This window comes from Halomonas sp. 3D7M (genome assembly GCF_014897885.1).
In the GTDB taxonomy this organism is placed as follows: domain Bacteria; phylum Pseudomonadota; class Gammaproteobacteria; order Pseudomonadales; family Halomonadaceae; genus Vreelandella.
In genome coordinates, this window is the sequence record NZ_JABUZF010000252.1 from 57,519 (window position 1) to 72,469 (window position 14,951).

General features: G+C 54.5%; 14 protein-coding genes. 3 read left to right on the forward strand and 11 right to left on the reverse strand.

From position 1 onward, the window contains the following. A partial coding sequence (locus tag INT22_RS21195; RefSeq protein ID WP_446718957.1) for an MFS transporter occupies positions 1–579 on the forward strand: 579 nt, incomplete at its 5' end. 80 nt (positions 580–659) lie between these two features. Here INT22_RS21195 and INT22_RS15545 read toward each other — a convergent pair. The 11 genes from INT22_RS15545 to dksA form a co-directional block, all read right to left on the reverse strand. Then, positions 660–1,838, reverse strand: coding sequence for an acetyl-CoA C-acetyltransferase (locus INT22_RS15545; protein WP_193060634.1), 1,179 nt, complete (start codon positions 1,836–1,838; stop codon positions 660–662). A 208-nt stretch (positions 1,839–2,046) separates the two neighbouring features. Further along, positions 2,047–2,427, reverse strand: a complete 381-nt coding sequence (panD, locus tag INT22_RS15550) for an aspartate 1-decarboxylase (protein ID WP_089039911.1) — start codon at positions 2,425–2,427, stop codon at positions 2,047–2,049. 26 nt (positions 2,428–2,453) lie between these two features. Beyond that, positions 2,454–3,323, reverse strand: a complete 870-nt coding sequence (gene panC / locus INT22_RS15555) for a pantoate--beta-alanine ligase (RefSeq protein ID WP_193060633.1) — start codon at positions 3,321–3,323, stop codon at positions 2,454–2,456. 29 nt (positions 3,324–3,352) lie between these two features. Further along, positions 3,353–4,144: a 3-methyl-2-oxobutanoate hydroxymethyltransferase gene (gene panB / locus INT22_RS15560; protein ID WP_089039909.1), complete on the reverse strand. Its 792-nt coding sequence runs from the start codon at positions 4,142–4,144 to the stop codon at positions 3,353–3,355. Between the two features lie 135 nt (positions 4,145–4,279). Further along, positions 4,280–4,801, reverse strand: coding sequence for a 2-amino-4-hydroxy-6-hydroxymethyldihydropteridine diphosphokinase (gene folK / locus INT22_RS15565; protein ID WP_193060632.1), 522 nt, complete (start codon positions 4,799–4,801; stop codon positions 4,280–4,282). 7 nt (positions 4,802–4,808) lie between these two features. Continuing rightward, positions 4,809–6,194 (reverse strand): polynucleotide adenylyltransferase PcnB, encoded by a 1,386-nt coding sequence (pcnB, locus tag INT22_RS15570; RefSeq protein ID WP_038480742.1) that lies wholly within the window; start codon positions 6,192–6,194, stop codon positions 4,809–4,811. Between the two features lie 876 nt (positions 6,195–7,070). Then, on the reverse strand, positions 7,071–8,456 hold the full coding sequence (locus tag INT22_RS15575; protein ID WP_089039907.1) for a sigma-54-dependent transcriptional regulator: 1,386 nt from the start codon (positions 8,454–8,456) through the stop codon (positions 7,071–7,073). Further along, positions 8,434–11,379: an ATP-binding protein gene (locus INT22_RS15580; protein ID WP_193068515.1), complete on the reverse strand. Its 2,946-nt coding sequence runs from the start codon at positions 11,377–11,379 to the stop codon at positions 8,434–8,436. Before INT22_RS15580 ends, INT22_RS15575 begins: the two co-directional genes overlap by 23 nt. Then, positions 11,369–11,545 (reverse strand): hypothetical protein, encoded by a 177-nt coding sequence (locus INT22_RS15585; protein WP_009723722.1) that lies wholly within the window; start codon positions 11,543–11,545, stop codon positions 11,369–11,371. Before INT22_RS15585 ends, INT22_RS15580 begins: the two co-directional genes overlap by 11 nt. A gap of 1 nt (position 11,546) precedes the next feature. Then, positions 11,547–12,446, reverse strand: coding sequence for a tRNA glutamyl-Q(34) synthetase GluQRS (gene gluQRS, locus INT22_RS15590; protein ID WP_193060630.1), 900 nt, complete (start codon positions 12,444–12,446; stop codon positions 11,547–11,549). A gap of 161 nt (positions 12,447–12,607) precedes the next feature. Then, positions 12,608–13,045 carry an RNA polymerase-binding protein DksA gene (dksA, locus tag INT22_RS15595; protein WP_009723720.1) on the reverse strand — a complete coding sequence of 146 codons (438 nt, stop codon included), beginning with the start codon at positions 13,043–13,045 and terminating at the stop codon, positions 12,608–12,610. A 186-nt stretch (positions 13,046–13,231) separates the two neighbouring features. Between dksA and INT22_RS15600 the strand changes: the two genes are divergently transcribed. Next, on the forward strand, positions 13,232–14,392 hold the full coding sequence (locus tag INT22_RS15600; protein ID WP_089039904.1) for an aminotransferase class I/II-fold pyridoxal phosphate-dependent enzyme: 1,161 nt from the start codon (positions 13,232–13,234) through the stop codon (positions 14,390–14,392). Next, positions 14,389–14,951, forward strand: a 563-nt coding sequence (sfsA, locus tag INT22_RS15605) for a DNA/RNA nuclease SfsA (RefSeq protein WP_226912795.1), incomplete at its 3' end; no start/stop codon positions are given. The genes INT22_RS15600 and sfsA, both read left to right, overlap by 4 nt.

Sequence of the window (14,951 nt, forward strand, 5' to 3'; positions counted from 1 at the left end):
ATGTTAGCGCAGCAGTTTAGCAATCGTGGTGTGCGTGTCGCGGTGTTAACCACCGGCTTTGTCGTTATTGGGCACTTTGCTGCTTATACCTTTATTAGCCCTATTCTGCAGGAGATTAGTGGCGTAGCTCAGCGCCATGTTGGCAGTTTGCTGTTGCTATATGGGGCGGCAGGGATTTTGGGTAATATCGCGGCAGGTATCTTTGCTGGGCGTCACCCGTATCGGGCGGTGCTGGCCATTCCTAGCCTGTTACTGTTAGTGGTGGCTGTTTTCCCGCTGCTGGGTGTTCAGCCTATCAGCGGCGTCCTGCTGCTAATGGTATGGGGAGCTGTTTTTGGCAGCGTGTCAGTGAGTATTCAAACCTGGATTATACGTACGGCACCTAATACCGAGGCAGCCACCGCGCTGATGGCCTTTACCTTTAATATGTCGATTGGTTTAGGGGCCATGTTTGGTGGACGTATCGTCGATGGCACTAGCCTGCCTATTGCTATGTGGGCGGCATCGGGGCTATTCCTGCTGGGGGCGTTGTTGGTATGGCGAACGCCTTCAAGCATTGTGGGTGAGAAGCGTCGCTAGGACGTTGCAACATAAACCGTAAAAAATGCCCCCGCTCTTAGTAGCGGGGGCATGGCGTTTAAGCGCACTAAACGTAGGGCTTAGGGACGTTCAATCGCCAGTGCAACACCTTGACCGCCGCCGATACACAGGGTGGCCAGGCCTTTCTTAGCATCACGCGCAATCATTTCATGCAGTAGGCTGACCAAGATGCGGCAGCCAGAAGCACCGATCGGGTGGCCTAGTGCAATAGCACCGCCATTCACATTCACTTTGCTGACATCCCAGCCCAACTCTTTGTTGACTGAAAGCGCCTGAGCAGCGAATGCTTCGTTAGCTTCTACTAGGTCCAGGTCGTCCAGGCTCCAGCCCGCTTTTTCGAGGCAGCGGCGGGTGGCTGGGGCTGGGCCAATGCCCATAATTGCCGGGTCAACGCCAGCGTTAGAGTAAGCGGCAATACGTGCCAGTGGCTCTAAGCCAAGTTCTTTGGCTTTTTCTGCTGAGCAAAGCATCACCACGGCAGCGCCATCGTTTAAGGATGAGGCGTTACCGGCGGTAACGGTGCCGTCTTTCTTGAACGCGGGGCGCATTCCACCTAGCTTCTCAGCGGTAACTTCCCGCGGGTTCTCATCCGTATCAAACACCACTGGATCGCCTTTGCGCTGCGGGATTTCCACAGGAACGATCTGGCCTTTGAATTTACCATCTCTGATAGCTTGCGCAGCTTTTTGTTGCGAGGCCGCCGCGAACTCGTCCATCGCTTCGCGAGTGATACTGTATTTATCCGCCAGGTTTTCCGCGGTAATACCCATGTGATAGTTGTTGAATGCATCCCACAGGCCGTCGTGAACCATGGAATCAATCGCTTTCCAGTCGCCCATGCGCTGACCGTTACGCGAGTTAGGCAGGATATGCGGGGACGCAGACATGTTTTCCTGTCCACCTGCCAGAATAACGCTGGCGTCACCGCAACGGATGGCTTGGGTAGCCAAGTGCAGGGCCTTGAGGCCTGAGCCACATACCTTGTTGATCGTCATGGCTGGAACGGCATCAGGCAGACCAGCTTTGATAGCCGCCTGGCGCGCAGGGTTTTGGCCTACGCCAGCGGTCAGCACTTGGCCTAGCAACACTTCATCAATTTGCTCTGGGGCAACGCCGGTAGCGGCGAGAATGTCTTTAATAACCAATGCACCTAAATCGCTAGCAGGAATGCCAGCGAGTGATCCACCAAAGCTTCCTACGGCGGTGCGGCGAGCGGCGACAATAACCACGTCTTGCATATGATGACTCCTTGGGTAAGTAACGCAACGTTCCGAGTGAGGACAGAGGCTTCAGGGGAAGCGGACTCTCCATTGTTGTTAGCATGTTGTGTCGAACTTATCTATCAGCATAGGGGAAGGTTGTGCATTGCGGCAATACGCTTTTTTAGGCAAATAAAAACGGGCCGTAAAACGGCCCGTTAAATAGCTGCTTACTCAACTGCTTGGCTTACGCTAATTGAACAGGAATCGCATTACTGGTGTGGCTAACGTGATTGCCTTCTTGCAGATAGACAAGCGCTGGCTGATGCTTTTCAAGTTCTGCTTCAGAGTAGTGAGCGTAACTACAAATAATGATCCGGTGTTCCGGTGAGGCTAAATGCGCGGCTGCACCATTGATGGAAATTAGCCGAGAGCCTTCTTCTCCACGAATCGCGTAGGTAGTGAAGCGCTCGCCGTTTTCCACGTTATAGATCTGGATTTGCTCGTTTTCGCGAATACCGGCCATATCCAGCAATTCCCCGTCGATAGCACAGGAACCTTCGTAATTGAGTACCGCGTGGGTAACGCGAGCCATATGCAGCTTGGCTTTCAGCATAATCGTGTGCATAGAAACTCCTAAATAGCGAAACTAGCTTACGCGCTAGTGTCAGTGGCAGCGTCTGGGAGCTGCACGCTGATGTTGTCAATAAGTCGAGCGGGGCCTAGCTTAGCCGCCGCTAGTAGCACGGCACTGCGTGTCGAGCTGCCCACAGGAGCAAGCGTTGCGTCACGTAGCTCAAGGTAATCAGGCCTAAAGCCAGCATCATACAGTGCCGTTTTACCCTGTTGTAGTACCTCTTCGGCGGGGGTGCCGCGCTCTAACGCATCGCGTAGCTCGCATAAGGTGCGATATAGCATGGGGGCTTTTGCGCGCTCAGACGCACTTAAATAACCATTACGAGAGGAGAGCGCTAGGCCGTCATCGGCGCGCACAATCGGTACGCCGATAATCTCGATAGGCATGTGTAGATCACTCACCAGCTTACGAATGACCGCAAGTTGCTGGTAATCTTTTTCACCGAAGCAAGCCACATCCGGCTGCACCAGATTAAATAGCATGCTGACCACGGTAGAAACGCCATCAAAGTGCCCGGGGCGCGAGCCTCCGCACAACCCTTCGCCTACGTCGGGGACATGCACGAGGGTCTGGGCAGACAGGCCATTGGGGTAAAGCGCGCTGACGGTGGGGGCGAACAGAATATCGCAGCCAGCATCGGTCAACTGCGCTTGGTCTGCCTCGAACGTGCGTGGGTAGGCGTCCAGGTCTTCCCCGGGACCGAACTGCATGGGGTTCACGAACAGGCTTGAAATGACGACGTCAGCGTGCTGACGAGCATTGGCCACAAGCGCCAAGTGGCCTTGATGCAGGTTGCCCATGGTGGGCACTAAGGCAATGCGTTGGCCACGCTGGCGGTATTCGCGGAGCGTGCTGCGTAATTCGTTGATATCTCGTAAAGTGCGCATAAAGGGGTCGTGGTCGTTCCAGTTGGCGCTTAAAAACAGTGCTCAGCGGCTGGGAAAGTACGGGTTTTAACCGCTTCATGGTAGTGTGAAAATGCACTTTGAATGCTTTCAGCATCCGCCATGAAATTCTTGACGAAGCGCGGCGTGCGGCCATGAGTAACGCCTAGCACGTCGTGCATGACTAGAATTTGGCCATCGGTATCAGGGCCTGCGCCGATACCAATCACTGGGACGTCTAAGGCTTCAGTTACTGCTTTACCCAGGCTTGCTGGCACACACTCCAGCAAAATTACGGAAGCACCTGCCTCAACGAGCACTTTGGCATCATTGATAATTTGTTCGGCCTGGGCAGCTTCGCGGCCTTGCACTTTATAACCACCTAGCTGGTAGACCGTTTGCGGTGTTAACCCGAGGTGGGCGCATACCGGAACGCCGCGGCGGGTCATCTCACGGATACCGTCGGCCATCCATGCTTCGCCTTCGACTTTTACCAGTTCAGCGCCAGCACGCATCAATGCGGCAGAATCTTCTAGCATGCGTTCCGTGGTGGCGTTGCTCATAAACGGCAAGTCCACCATCAACAGGCTATGGCCTTTGCCACGCGCCGTGCAGCGTGTGTGGTAGCAAATATCTTCCATAGTCACAGGAAGCGTACTAGTGTGCCCTTGTAAGACCATGCCTAGGGAATCGCCGACTAGCAGAACATCAACGCCTGCAGCGCTGGCGGCATGGGCAAAAGAGGCATCGTAAGCGGTCAGGCAACTGAACGTTTCGCCGGCGCGCTTATACGCCTGCAGAGTGCTCAGGGTGACGGTTTTCATGGCGTGCTCTCGTAGTTTCTAAGTGGGCCGATGCAACGTGGGCAGCCGACCATTATTAACGTTGCATCCTTGCAAGCGTGAAGTGGCGTAACTGGCAATTGTTACCTGAATGGGGGCTTGGTGTCGAGATTTGTGTCAGACGGTAGCAGTCACGGTAGCATTTGGATTGTCTAACCGTTGTATCCCGCTTTGCTCAAGCTGCTTCAGCCACTCAGCAAGCGGCTGTTGATAAAGCACTATTGGCTCTAATTGAGTAGCAGACACCAGTTCTTCAAGAGGCGCTAATACAAAGGCGCGTTCATGCATATGGGGATGAGGAACCTGAAGCCTAGGGCGCGCGATCGTGGTTTGATCGTAAAGCAGCAGATCTAAATCCAGCGTGCGCGGCCCCCAGTGACGTAATCGCCGACGGCGGTGGCGTTGCTCTAGCCCTTGAAGCTGGTCCAGTAGTGCCAGCGGAGAAAGCGTAGTTTCAAGGGCGGCCACGGCGTTAATAAAGTCAGGCTGGTCTTGTGGCCCTATTGGCCGTGTAGCGTATAGGGACGACTGAGCCACCAACTGGCAAAGAGGCAGGGTGTCCAGTTCTCGTAAGGCTTGGCGAACCTGGCTGACAGGGTCATCCAGATTGCTACCTAGGCCAATATAAGCAAGTGACATTGTGCTCTTACTGCTCTGTTTTGCGTGGTTTGCGTCGTTTTTTACGTCGACGGTCCCCCTGGCTTGCCGGATCACTTCCCACTTTTTGCAGCAGCCGAAGTTGCTCGTGCTCATCACCTTGCTGGAAGGCATTCCACCAATCGCCTAAGCCACGCGGTATTTCACCTGCTTGTTCACGCAACAGCAGCAAATCGTAGGCGGCTCGGAAGCGTGGGTGTTCGCGGGTTTGAAATGCCCGTTTGCCACGGCGCAGAGGAAGGCGTGCCTGTAGTTCCCAAATATCGCGCATGGGCATGCCAAAGCGTTTGGGAATCGAAATATGCTGTAACTGACGAGTGACTACCTGCTGGGCAGCAGTTTGCAGCGCTGGAATTGCGGGCATGCCTTCGCGCTCAAGCTCGGCTTGACGGTGTGCCACTGGTGCCCACAAAAAGGCGGCTAGCAGGAAGGCTGGCGTCACTGGCCGTCCTTCCGCAATGCGCTTATCGGTGTTAGTGAGCGCTTGTTCAATCAGATCTTCGGCCCAAGCAGCATCCGCCATGGCTTCTTCCGCTTCGGGGAACAGCATGCCAAACAAGTTGTAATGGCTCAGTAAGCGGAAAGTAATTAAGCCGTGCCCCGACATGAATAGCTTGAGTACTTCATCAAACAAACGGGCGGGAGGAATTTGCAGTAACAGCGGCGCCAGATCGTACATCGGCTCTTCAGTGGCTGGCTCGATGGTGAAATCGAGCTTGGCCGCAAAGCGCACCGCACGCAGCATACGTACAGGGTCTTCCCGATAGCGGGTAACGGGGTCGCCAATCAGTCGCAGCGTACGTGACTCAATATCACGCGCGCCGTTGGCAAAGTCATGAATCGTGAAGTCAGCGATATTGTAGTAAAGCGCATTCACGGTGAAGTCGCGGCGTAGAGCGTCTTCTTCGATGTTGCCCCACACATTGTCTCGCAATAGCAGGCCATCGTCAGACTGCTGGGCGATATGATCGCCGTGCTCGTCCTGAGGCTTGCCGCGGAAAGTGGTAACTTCAATGACTTCGCGACCAAAGCGCACATGCACAATGCGAAAACGCCGACCAATCAGCCGCGAATTGCGAAACAGATCGCGCACCTGTTCCGGCGTTGCATTCGTGGCAACGTCGAAATCTTTCGGCATTTTGCCCAGCAATGCATCACGAATGCAGCCGCCAACCAGGAAGGCATCAAATCCAGCGCCATTAAGGCGATAGAGTACCTTTAACGCGGCCTCGCTGATTTGCTGACGAGAAACAGGGTGCTCGGAGCGCGGAATAATACGGGGACTGAGCGCATCGGCGGCGCTCTCTGGGGAATCGAGCAGGGATTTCAAGTGCTCTCCCGGGCTATGTAATAAACGGGTAAATCCTTTAAACATGCGGCGATATCGACTCGCAGGGTATCGAAAACAGTATCGAGAAACGTAGCGAAAAAATGACCGCAAGGTTAGCGGTAAGTTGCTGAGTGTAGCCGACCCCTTGAGGCTTGCAAAGCACTGGAGCAGGGTTTGTAAAAGACGACTGCTTTAAACGCGGAAAGGGGAGGCTACAAGAGCCTCCCCTATAAAGCAGACAATCAGCGTCCATGCTGTTGTTTTTCTTCATGATGGCACATCGCTCTGAATACGCACCGCAGTCGGTAGGCGTGAGAACCAGTCTGATTCCGACCGCCTCGTATTCAAAACAATAATCCAACCGCGAACTTTTTCTCCCGGCGTGTTGTTATTGGTTCCGGGGTGTACACACATGCTGCTGTTGTTTTTGTTTGGGAGCAGATTCTTTGTGTACGTCGCGTCCTTTTTTGGGCACTTGCTGACTGTTGTTATTGTTCGCTGCGCCTATTCTGCTTAGCGCTAGCAAGTCGTGAGACTCAAGCCTGTTGTTCTTGTTAGTACTATGATCTCTGCCTAGCCCTGTTGTTTTTGTTTTGGCTCAGGTTGGGGCGGTGTCATGTTGTTTTTGTTAGCGACGTCCGCGCTGCCCATTTTGTTCTTCTTGCCCAGTAATATTGCACTTGCTGTGCCACCCATTTTTTATTCTTTTATTTTCATGGGCTTGGAATTTATTGGCTATGCCAGGGAACTAATCGCAACGCATAGTGTTACCCGTTTTTAAGGGATTTCTGGGGCGTGTTGTGTGGGAAGGTAACAGTGGCTGATGGGAAGGTTTTGGATATTTCTTATGCAAATCAATCTATTGGACGTTAGTCGTAGAAGGCGAGGTGGTGAATGGCTAATCATAGGTATTGCCGCCACCTAATTGGGGCGGCGTGCGGTTTTTTTACGTGGGATGCCTAGGCGCTGGCGCCGCTCCCATAAATTTTTACGGCTAATTCCCAGCTTTTGGGCTAACTCGGTTTCACTCATTTGATCCTGATGTTCCAGCACAAAATGCTGAAAATAGTCCTCAAGAGAGAGGTCGTCGTCATCGCCACTTGGCGCTGATGATTCATTGGCTAATGCGGAGCTGTTACCTGCAGAAGAGTGAGGTCGGTTGGTAACAGGGCCAAGGCCTAGGTCGTCAGGGTGAATCAAATGCCCCTCGGCTAGAATTACGCCCCTCTCCAGTGCATTCTCAAGCTCGCGTACGTTACCAGGCCAAGGGTAGTCGCGTAGGTCCTGTCGGGAAGCCCGTGACAAACGAAGCCCTTGGCGATCATGACGTTTGCAGGCTTTATCTAACAGAATATCGGCTATCTTCAATACGTCTTCTTCACGGTCGCGCAGCGGTGGCAATTCAATCTGCATAACGTTGAGGCGATAGTAGAGATCTAGTCGGAATTCCCCGCTTTTAGACAGAGCGCGCAAGTCTCTGTGGGTGGCGGCGATCAGGCGCACGTCCACATGGCGTGTTTCGACGGAGCCAATTTTGCGGATTTCACCTTCCTGAAGTACGCGTAACAGCCGCGCTTGGGCATCCAGTGGTAACTCGCCGATTTCATCTAAAAACAGGGTGCCACCGTCGGCGGCTTCCACTAACCCGGTTCGGGCAGCGCTAGCGCCGGTAAACGCTCCTTTCTCATGGCCAAAAAGCTCTGACTCGATCAGCGTCTCAGGTATTGCCGCGCAGTTCACACAAATCAGCGGTGCTTTGGCGCGTTTGCTTTGCTGATGAATGGCCCGGGCAACGAGCTCTTTGCCTGTGCCGGATTCTCCTTGAATTAGCACGGTAACGTCTGCCGGGGCTGTTTTGCGAATGCGCGTGTAAACCTGCTGCATAGCCGTGCAATTGCCGATCATCGTTTGACGCCCACCTCCTTCATCGGTGATATCCGGAGGTGTGCCTTGCTGCATCGACTGCTTATGCAGAATGCGTTCGACGGTTTCTAAAAGCTCGGTGTGATCAAATGGTTTAGCAACATAGTCCACAGCCCCTTGCTTAAGCGCGTCGACTGCCGAGCGCATGCTGGCATAGCTGGTCATTATCAGTACCGGCGCGGGTGCTGCGGCCTCAATTAGGGCGGTGCCAGGATCACCTGGCAGTCGCAGGTCGCTAATGACTAGATCAAACTCGCTAGGCGCCAGCTCACGTGCTTCTTCTGCGCTGCCCGCTTCGCTGACGGTATAGCTGTGACGTTCGAGTAAACGCTTTAAAGCGCTGCGAATAATCGCTTCATCTTCAACAATCAGTATCCTGGGCATGAGGTAGGTGATCATCCTGTTGGTAAAGCGGTAGCCAAAGCGTGATGGCAGTGCCGCGAGGCTTTCCTGGAGGTGGTGACGCAACCTCTATTTTGCCTTGGTGCTCATTGATAATTTGGTAGGCCAACGAGAGCCCAAGCCCCGTTCCTTGACCCGCAGGCTTGGTCGTGGTGAAGGGCTCGAAAAGGCGATGCTTCACGCTTGGGTCAATGCCGTGGCCATCATCGGTGACTCGCCACCAAGCATGGCTTGCCTGTTTGCCTGCTTCAATATGAACCGTGCCCTGAGCGTCGCAAGCGTCTTTGGCATTGCTCAGTAAGTTGACCATGACCTGGGTTAATCGCTGAGCATCGCCACGCACCACGATGTCATCCGGACAGTCATTGGTAAAGCTTACATCCTCCCCCGAGCGCGCTAAATGGATCAAGTGCAGCGCGTCTTCGCTAACGGTAGAGAGCGAGGCGGGGGATGCCGGCAGTGGCAGGGTTTGACGGCCACCGTGGGCAAAACCGACCAGCGAGTTAACAATCTTGGTGACTCGTTGGGTTAACTGTTGAATTTGGTTAGCCGTTTCCAGTAGCGCTGGGTCATCGGTATCGTAGCGCAAGTTTTGGGCCAGTGACGAAATGCCCGTGATAGGGTTGCCTATTTCATGTGCCACGCCTGCCGCAAGTTGCCCTATGGATGCCAAGCGCGCTGCGTGGACAAGTTCCTCTTCTAGCCACTTCATTTCAGTATGGTCTTCTACCAAAATCACGCTGCCGCCACGGCTGTCGTGTCCGCTTAACACTGCTTTGTGAAGGGTGAGGAAGTAATCCTTGCCATGTAGTGACACGGCTTGTTTATACAACGGCGTATGGCTGGCGTTGAGTACGCTACCGAGTAAAATGGGCCAGGGTGGGGGCAGGCTATCTCGGCGTGAGCCAATCACGCTATCGCCGCTAATCCCGGAGAGTGATGAAAGCGCCTCATTCCACATTAACAGCTCATCATCGTCGCCTAGCACGCACAAGCCTACGGGCAAGTAGGCTAGCGTTTGCCGGTGATGGCGGCGCAAGCCATCCAGTTCCCGAGCCAGCCCAGTGAGCCTAGAGCGGTAAGCTTCAAGGCGGCTTTCAACAAAATGAATATCGTCAGTGACCGGTGCGTCGTCGTGGCGGTAGGGCAAGTAACGATCAACAATATCTCGCGCAACTGAAGGCCCCATTAAACCGGATAGGTTCGCCTGGATTCGGTCGCGCAGGCGGCGCAGTGCATAGGGGCGGCGCTCCTGAGGTGTCAGGTTTAGCGCTGCCAGTGCGCGGTCAACTTCACGGCTGGCAGCTTCATCGCCCAACGCTTGGGCAAGATAAGTAGGGAAGTCTCCCGCCGTAGCTGCTTCCAGTGGTAGGCGTTTTGAACGAATGACCGCATCTACGGAGCATGCTTCAGCCGCAGAGCGTTCGCCTTCTGAGATGCGGGTAAATAACGACACAATGAGAAGCAGTAAAATATTCACCGCTAAAGAAACAAGCGTAACGTTATACCAAATGGGCGCATCCGCAGACATCAGGGGAGTGAGGGGCAGCGAGAGTGTGGGGAGATCAAGCAAAAGCGGCAACCATAGGCCCCACAGCCAAATGATGATGCCGCTCATTAGCCCGGCGATCATGCCCTTGCGGTTCGCACCGGGCCAGTATAACAACGCCAGCATGCCAGGCAGGCACTGTGCCATGCCTACAAATGCAGCGAGCCCCAAGTTTGTTAGCGAATGGTAGCGACCGACGCTTTCAGCAAATAGCCACCCGCCCGCAATTACAGCGACGACTAAACCGCGACGTAGCCAGAGCAGCCAGCCGTATAAATCGCTACGCGCCTCCGGGGGGCGAGCCACTAGCACCACGTGGTTTAGCACCATGCCTGAAAGAGCCAGCGCGATCATCATCATGGTGCCACTGGCGGCGGCAAGGCCGCCAATGAAGGCTAGCGCTCCCACCCACCAATGTTCTGACATCAAGAAGGCGGCGTAGGCTGCGACTGGAACCGTCTCGTTTGTCGATTGTGCAGCCCACCAAATCAACGGTACTGGCAGTGCCATCAGTAGCAAAAATAGCGGTAATGTCCAACTGGCTTGGAGCAGGGTGTGGCGAGAAAGGCTTTCTGCAAAGGTAATCTGAAACAGGTGCGGCATCATGAACGCGGCCGCAAAGAACAGCAGTAGCAGCGTGCGCCATTGGGGGGCTTCAAATTGCGGCGTTGCGGCTTGGGCTGCGGCTCCAGGCCCTTCTAACCACTGCTGTAATCCGTGAGGCCCATCAAATACCCACCACAGTGCAATGGCACCTAGCCCAAGCATCGCCAGTAGTTTAATGATCGATTCAAAAGCAATCACGCTGAGTAGCGTATCGTGACGATGTCGATGGCTGTGGCGTGCGCCAAACAACACTGCACAGCCTGCGATCACACCGCAAAACAGCAGGGTGGCCGCCGCGCTATAGCGGCTGCCGGTGGGCAAGTAGACCGCATCGCTTAAGGTTTGCACCTGGATGCCCAGCAGCGGCATCACGGCTAGCAGGCTGATCAGCGTTACCAGAGTGCCTGCCCAGCGGGATCGGTAGCGAAACGCAAATAGATCCGCGAGTGAAGAGAGCTGGTAGGTACGAGTAATGCGTTGTATGGGCACAAGCAGTACGGGGGCCAGCAGAAAAGCCCCGGCTGCACCGAGGTAATATGCCAGGTAGCCAAAGCCTGCTTTCGCCGCAAGCTCCACACTGCCATAGATTGCCCACGCGCTGGCGTATACGCCCAGCGCCAGGGTGTACACAATAGGGTGGCGCGTAATGCGCACGGGCACCCAGCCACGCTCAACGGCCATGCCGCAGGCAAACAGTAAGGCAAGATAGCCTAGGCCCAGCAGTACTACTCCTAAAAGCTCAACGCTCATCTAACTTCCTTTTTTGCTCAAGCCATAGCGTTAGCGCGATCAGACCGCCCCAAATAGCAAATGGGCGATACCAGGCAACGCTTGGATCTCCCCAGCCGTCCATCAGTAACGGCGAAAGCAAATAGCCGCCAAACACCAAGAACAGCAGTATGCGATAAACGTACATATTAAAACTCTGATTGATAGCGGCGGTGGGTGGTAGCGACAAGCTTTTCAACAGACCAGTGTGCTATTGCCCAGTTTAGTTGTGTTTCGGGTGGCTCTTGAACCAACGTGTCAGGTGGGGCCTGATCGAGTAGTCGCAGTGCTTGAAACAGCTGTTGGCGAATGCCGTCGGCGTCTTCGGCTAATGCAGGGGCCAGATTTTGCTTAGAAAGCTTTTGACCCTCTTGAGTAACCACGAGCGGTAAATGTAGATAGCGGGGAGTTGATAAGCCAAGCGCTTGCTGCAACTGGCCTTGCCAGGGCGTGTTATCCAGCAGGTCATAACCGCGCACAATATCGGTAATGCCTTGATCGGCATCATCCACTACGACGGCGAGCTGATAGGCCCAAAGCTGATCTTTGCGTTTAAGCACAACATCCCCCAAAACGGCAGGGTCGAACTGTTGGAAACCAAAAAGCCGATCCTGCCAAGTAATAGGGCGCTTTGCCAGATCGCTGCGCAGCCGCCAGGCCACCGGCTTTGTGGCATCACGAACGCTCTCGCGGCACCAGCCAGGATAGATTGAAAACGCTTGCCACTGCTTTCTCGAACAGCTACATGGATAAGCCAAGCCTTGGGCAGCCAGTTGATCGAGCGCCTGCTGATAAGCCTCATCACGGTGGCATTGCCAGCGGATTTCTTCATCCCAATGAAGCCCAAAGGCGTCAAGCTGACGCAGAATTGTATCAGCAGAGCCTTCAGGGCAGCGGGGCGGGTCGATATCCTCAATGCGCACCAGCCACTGCCCGCCAACAGCGCGGGCGTCTAAATAGCTGCCTAGGGCGGCTACTAGCGAGCCAAGATGCAGTGGCCCTGACGGTGTAGGAGCGAAACGTCCTCGGTAGTGCGTGGTATGGGTCATGACAGCCCGAATCAATTGTTCAAATAGCGCCAGCGATTAACTACGATGATAAGTACAGCGATAAATACAAGATGACAAACAAAAACGGGCACCTCAAGGGTGCCCGTTGGACGCTTTAGCTTGTAACAAACTAGCAGCTTGTAGCGTATGCGCGCCGATGGTTAGCCACCGAGCTGTTTCTCTTTAAGCTCTGCCAGCGTTTTACAGTCCACGCACAGCGTTGCCGTGGGGCGGGCTTCAAGGCGGCGAATGCCGATTTCAACGCCGCAGGCTTCACAAAAGCCGTAGTCGTCTTCATCGATTTTTTCGATGGTTTCGTTAATCTTTTTCAGCAACTTGCGTTCGCGATCCCGAGTACGCAGCTCCAGGCTGAAGCCCTCTTCTTGAGTAGCGCGGTCAGCGGGGTCAGCGTAGTTATTAGCGTCTTCCTGTAGGTGGCGTACGGTACGATCCACCTCTTCCATGAGATCTTGTTTCCAGTCTAGAAGGAGCTGGCGGAAGTGCGCGAGCTGCTTCTCGTTCATATACTCTTCGCCCGGTGCTGGCTCATACGGGGTGAAGGACTTGGACGCTTCCGGTTTCTTTTCCGCTACTGGCATGGGAGTGCCCCTTACGTATGTGACTGCTGATCGACCATGAGTGTGTGTCACGATCTCACGCCAAAGGGATGCTTGTTTAGCTGAAAAATGCGCGCTATGCAAGCATAATGGCGCATTTTCGACCATGGTCTTGCCTCTTCAACGACCTGCGTCATGATTTCTCTACCATTTAGTGAAGGAACCGTTATGGCTTGGAATTCACGTGTAAATCACGTTGCACCTTTTCGCGTGATGCATCTATTGGAAATGGCCCAGGCTCGAGAGGCCGAAGGCCACGATGTGATTCACCTAGAGGTCGGCGAACCTGATTTCGCGACGCCGGCACCGATTGTAGCAGCAGGCCAGCAAGCGTTGGCAACAGGCAAAACGCGCTATACACCTGCGGCAGGCCTAGCGTCGCTGCGGGAGGCGATTTCAAGACATTACGCCGAGCATTTTAACGCCACCGTTGACCCCTCACGTATTTTGGTAACGCCAGGGGCCTCTGGAGCGCTGCTGCTGGCTAGCCAATTACTGGTCGAAGAAGGCGACCGTGTTTTGATGGCCGATCCCAACTATCCGTGTAATCGTCACTTTATGGCCCTAGCTGGCGCAGACATTGATGCCATTCCCGTAGGGCGCCAAAGCGGTTGGCAGTTAACGGCGCCGTTAATTGAACAGCACTGGCAAGCTAAAACGAGTTTAGCCATGCTGGCTTCCCCGTCTAACCCTACGGGACATACGTTAGGCGCTGAGGCGCTAAACGCGGTCATCAACACGGTAGCTGCGAAAGGCGGTGACGTGATTGTCGATGAGATTTACCAAGGCTTGAATTATGACGATGCACCACTATCGGCGACATCGCTTTCCGATCAAGCCTTCGTGGTGAACAGTTTCTCTAAATATTTCGGCATGACAGGCTGGCGCTTGGGCTGGTTGGTGGCGCCTGAACATGCCGTCGAGCCGCTTACTAGGCTGGCGCAAAACGTCTTCCTTGCCGCGCCTACGCCTTCCCAGCATGCGGCGTTGGCCGCTTTCACTCCAGAGTGTCGAGATATTTTGGAAGCGCGTAGATCGACGCTCAAGCAGCGACGCCAAGTGTTGTTGGATGGGCTAGCGCAGTTGGGGCTTGCCCCGGACCTGCCACCTCAAGGGGCTTTTTATCTGTGGTTGGATATTTCCCATTACAGCCGAGATAGCCAGGCATTCTGTGAGCGGTTGCTGGTCGAGGAGAACGTGGCAATTACTCCGGGCATTGATTTTGCGCTGGAGGGCGGCGAACACCATGTGCGCATTGCCTTTACTAACAGCGTTGAACGGTTGCAGGAGGCCGTAGAGCGCATTGGCCGTTTCGTGAGTCGACTATGACGACCTATCCTGAGTTGGTATCTGGGGTGTTGCTGCGTCGTTATAAACGCTTTTTAGCCGATGTAAGGCTGGAGGGTGGCGAGGAAGTCGTCGCCCATTGCCCCAACACGGGCTCAATGAAGGCGGTGAATGTGCCCGGTTGTCGAGTGTGGCTGTCACGGAGTGATAATCCCAAGCGCAAGCTGGCCTGGACCTGGGAATGGATTGAGTTGCCACAGTCAGAGGGTGCCTTGGCGCTGGCTTCTGTCCACACTGGCCGCGCCAACCGCATCGTGGAGGAGGCCATTTTAGCCGGTGATATTGCGCCATTGGCAGGCTATCAAACGCTCAAGCGGGAAGTGAAGATCAGTGACGCAAGGCTCGATTTCCGGCTGAGTGATCCTGATAAGGGCGAGGTTTTTATTGAAGTTAAGCAGGTCACCCTTAAAGAAGCCGATGGACATGGTTATTTTCCTGATTCGGTCAGCGTGAGGGGCACCAAGCATTTGCATACATTAACCGCGCTGGCCGAGCTGGGCGAAAGGGCCGTGCTGCTGTTTTGTGTCGCCCATGAAGGTAT

Excerpts from the sequence above, each read along its gene's own strand:
- INT22_RS15545 (WP_193060634.1), bottom strand. The coding sequence starts at position 1,838 with ATGCAAGACGTGGTTATTGTCGCCGCTCGCCGCACCGCCGTAGGAAGC.
- panD (WP_089039911.1), bottom strand. The coding sequence starts at position 2,427 with ATGCACACGATTATGCTGAAAGCCAAGCTGCATATGGCTCGCGTTACC.
- panC (WP_193060633.1), bottom strand. The coding sequence starts at position 3,323 with ATGCGCACTTTACGAGATATCAACGAATTACGCAGCACGCTCCGCGAA.
- panB (WP_089039909.1), bottom strand. The coding sequence starts at position 4,144 with ATGAAAACCGTCACCCTGAGCACTCTGCAGGCGTATAAGCGCGCCGGC.
- folK (WP_193060632.1), bottom strand. The coding sequence starts at position 4,801 with ATGTCACTTGCTTATATTGGCCTAGGTAGCAATCTGGATGACCCTGTC.
- pcnB (WP_038480742.1), bottom strand. The coding sequence starts at position 6,194 with ATGTTTAAAGGATTTACCCGTTTATTACATAGCCCGGGAGAGCACTTG.
- INT22_RS15575 (WP_089039907.1), bottom strand. The coding sequence starts at position 8,456 with ATGCCCAGGATACTGATTGTTGAAGATGAAGCGATTATTCGCAGCGCT.
- INT22_RS15580 (WP_193068515.1), bottom strand. The coding sequence starts at position 11,379 with ATGAGCGTTGAGCTTTTAGGAGTAGTACTGCTGGGCCTAGGCTATCTT.
- INT22_RS15585 (WP_009723722.1), bottom strand. The coding sequence starts at position 11,545 with ATGTACGTTTATCGCATACTGCTGTTCTTGGTGTTTGGCGGCTATTTG.
- gluQRS (WP_193060630.1), bottom strand. The coding sequence starts at position 12,446 with ATGACCCATACCACGCACTACCGAGGACGTTTCGCTCCTACACCGTCA.
- dksA (WP_009723720.1), bottom strand. The coding sequence starts at position 13,045 with ATGCCAGTAGCGGAAAAGAAACCGGAAGCGTCCAAGTCCTTCACCCCG.
- INT22_RS15600 (WP_089039904.1), top strand. The coding sequence starts at position 13,232 with ATGGCTTGGAATTCACGTGTAAATCACGTTGCACCTTTTCGCGTGATG.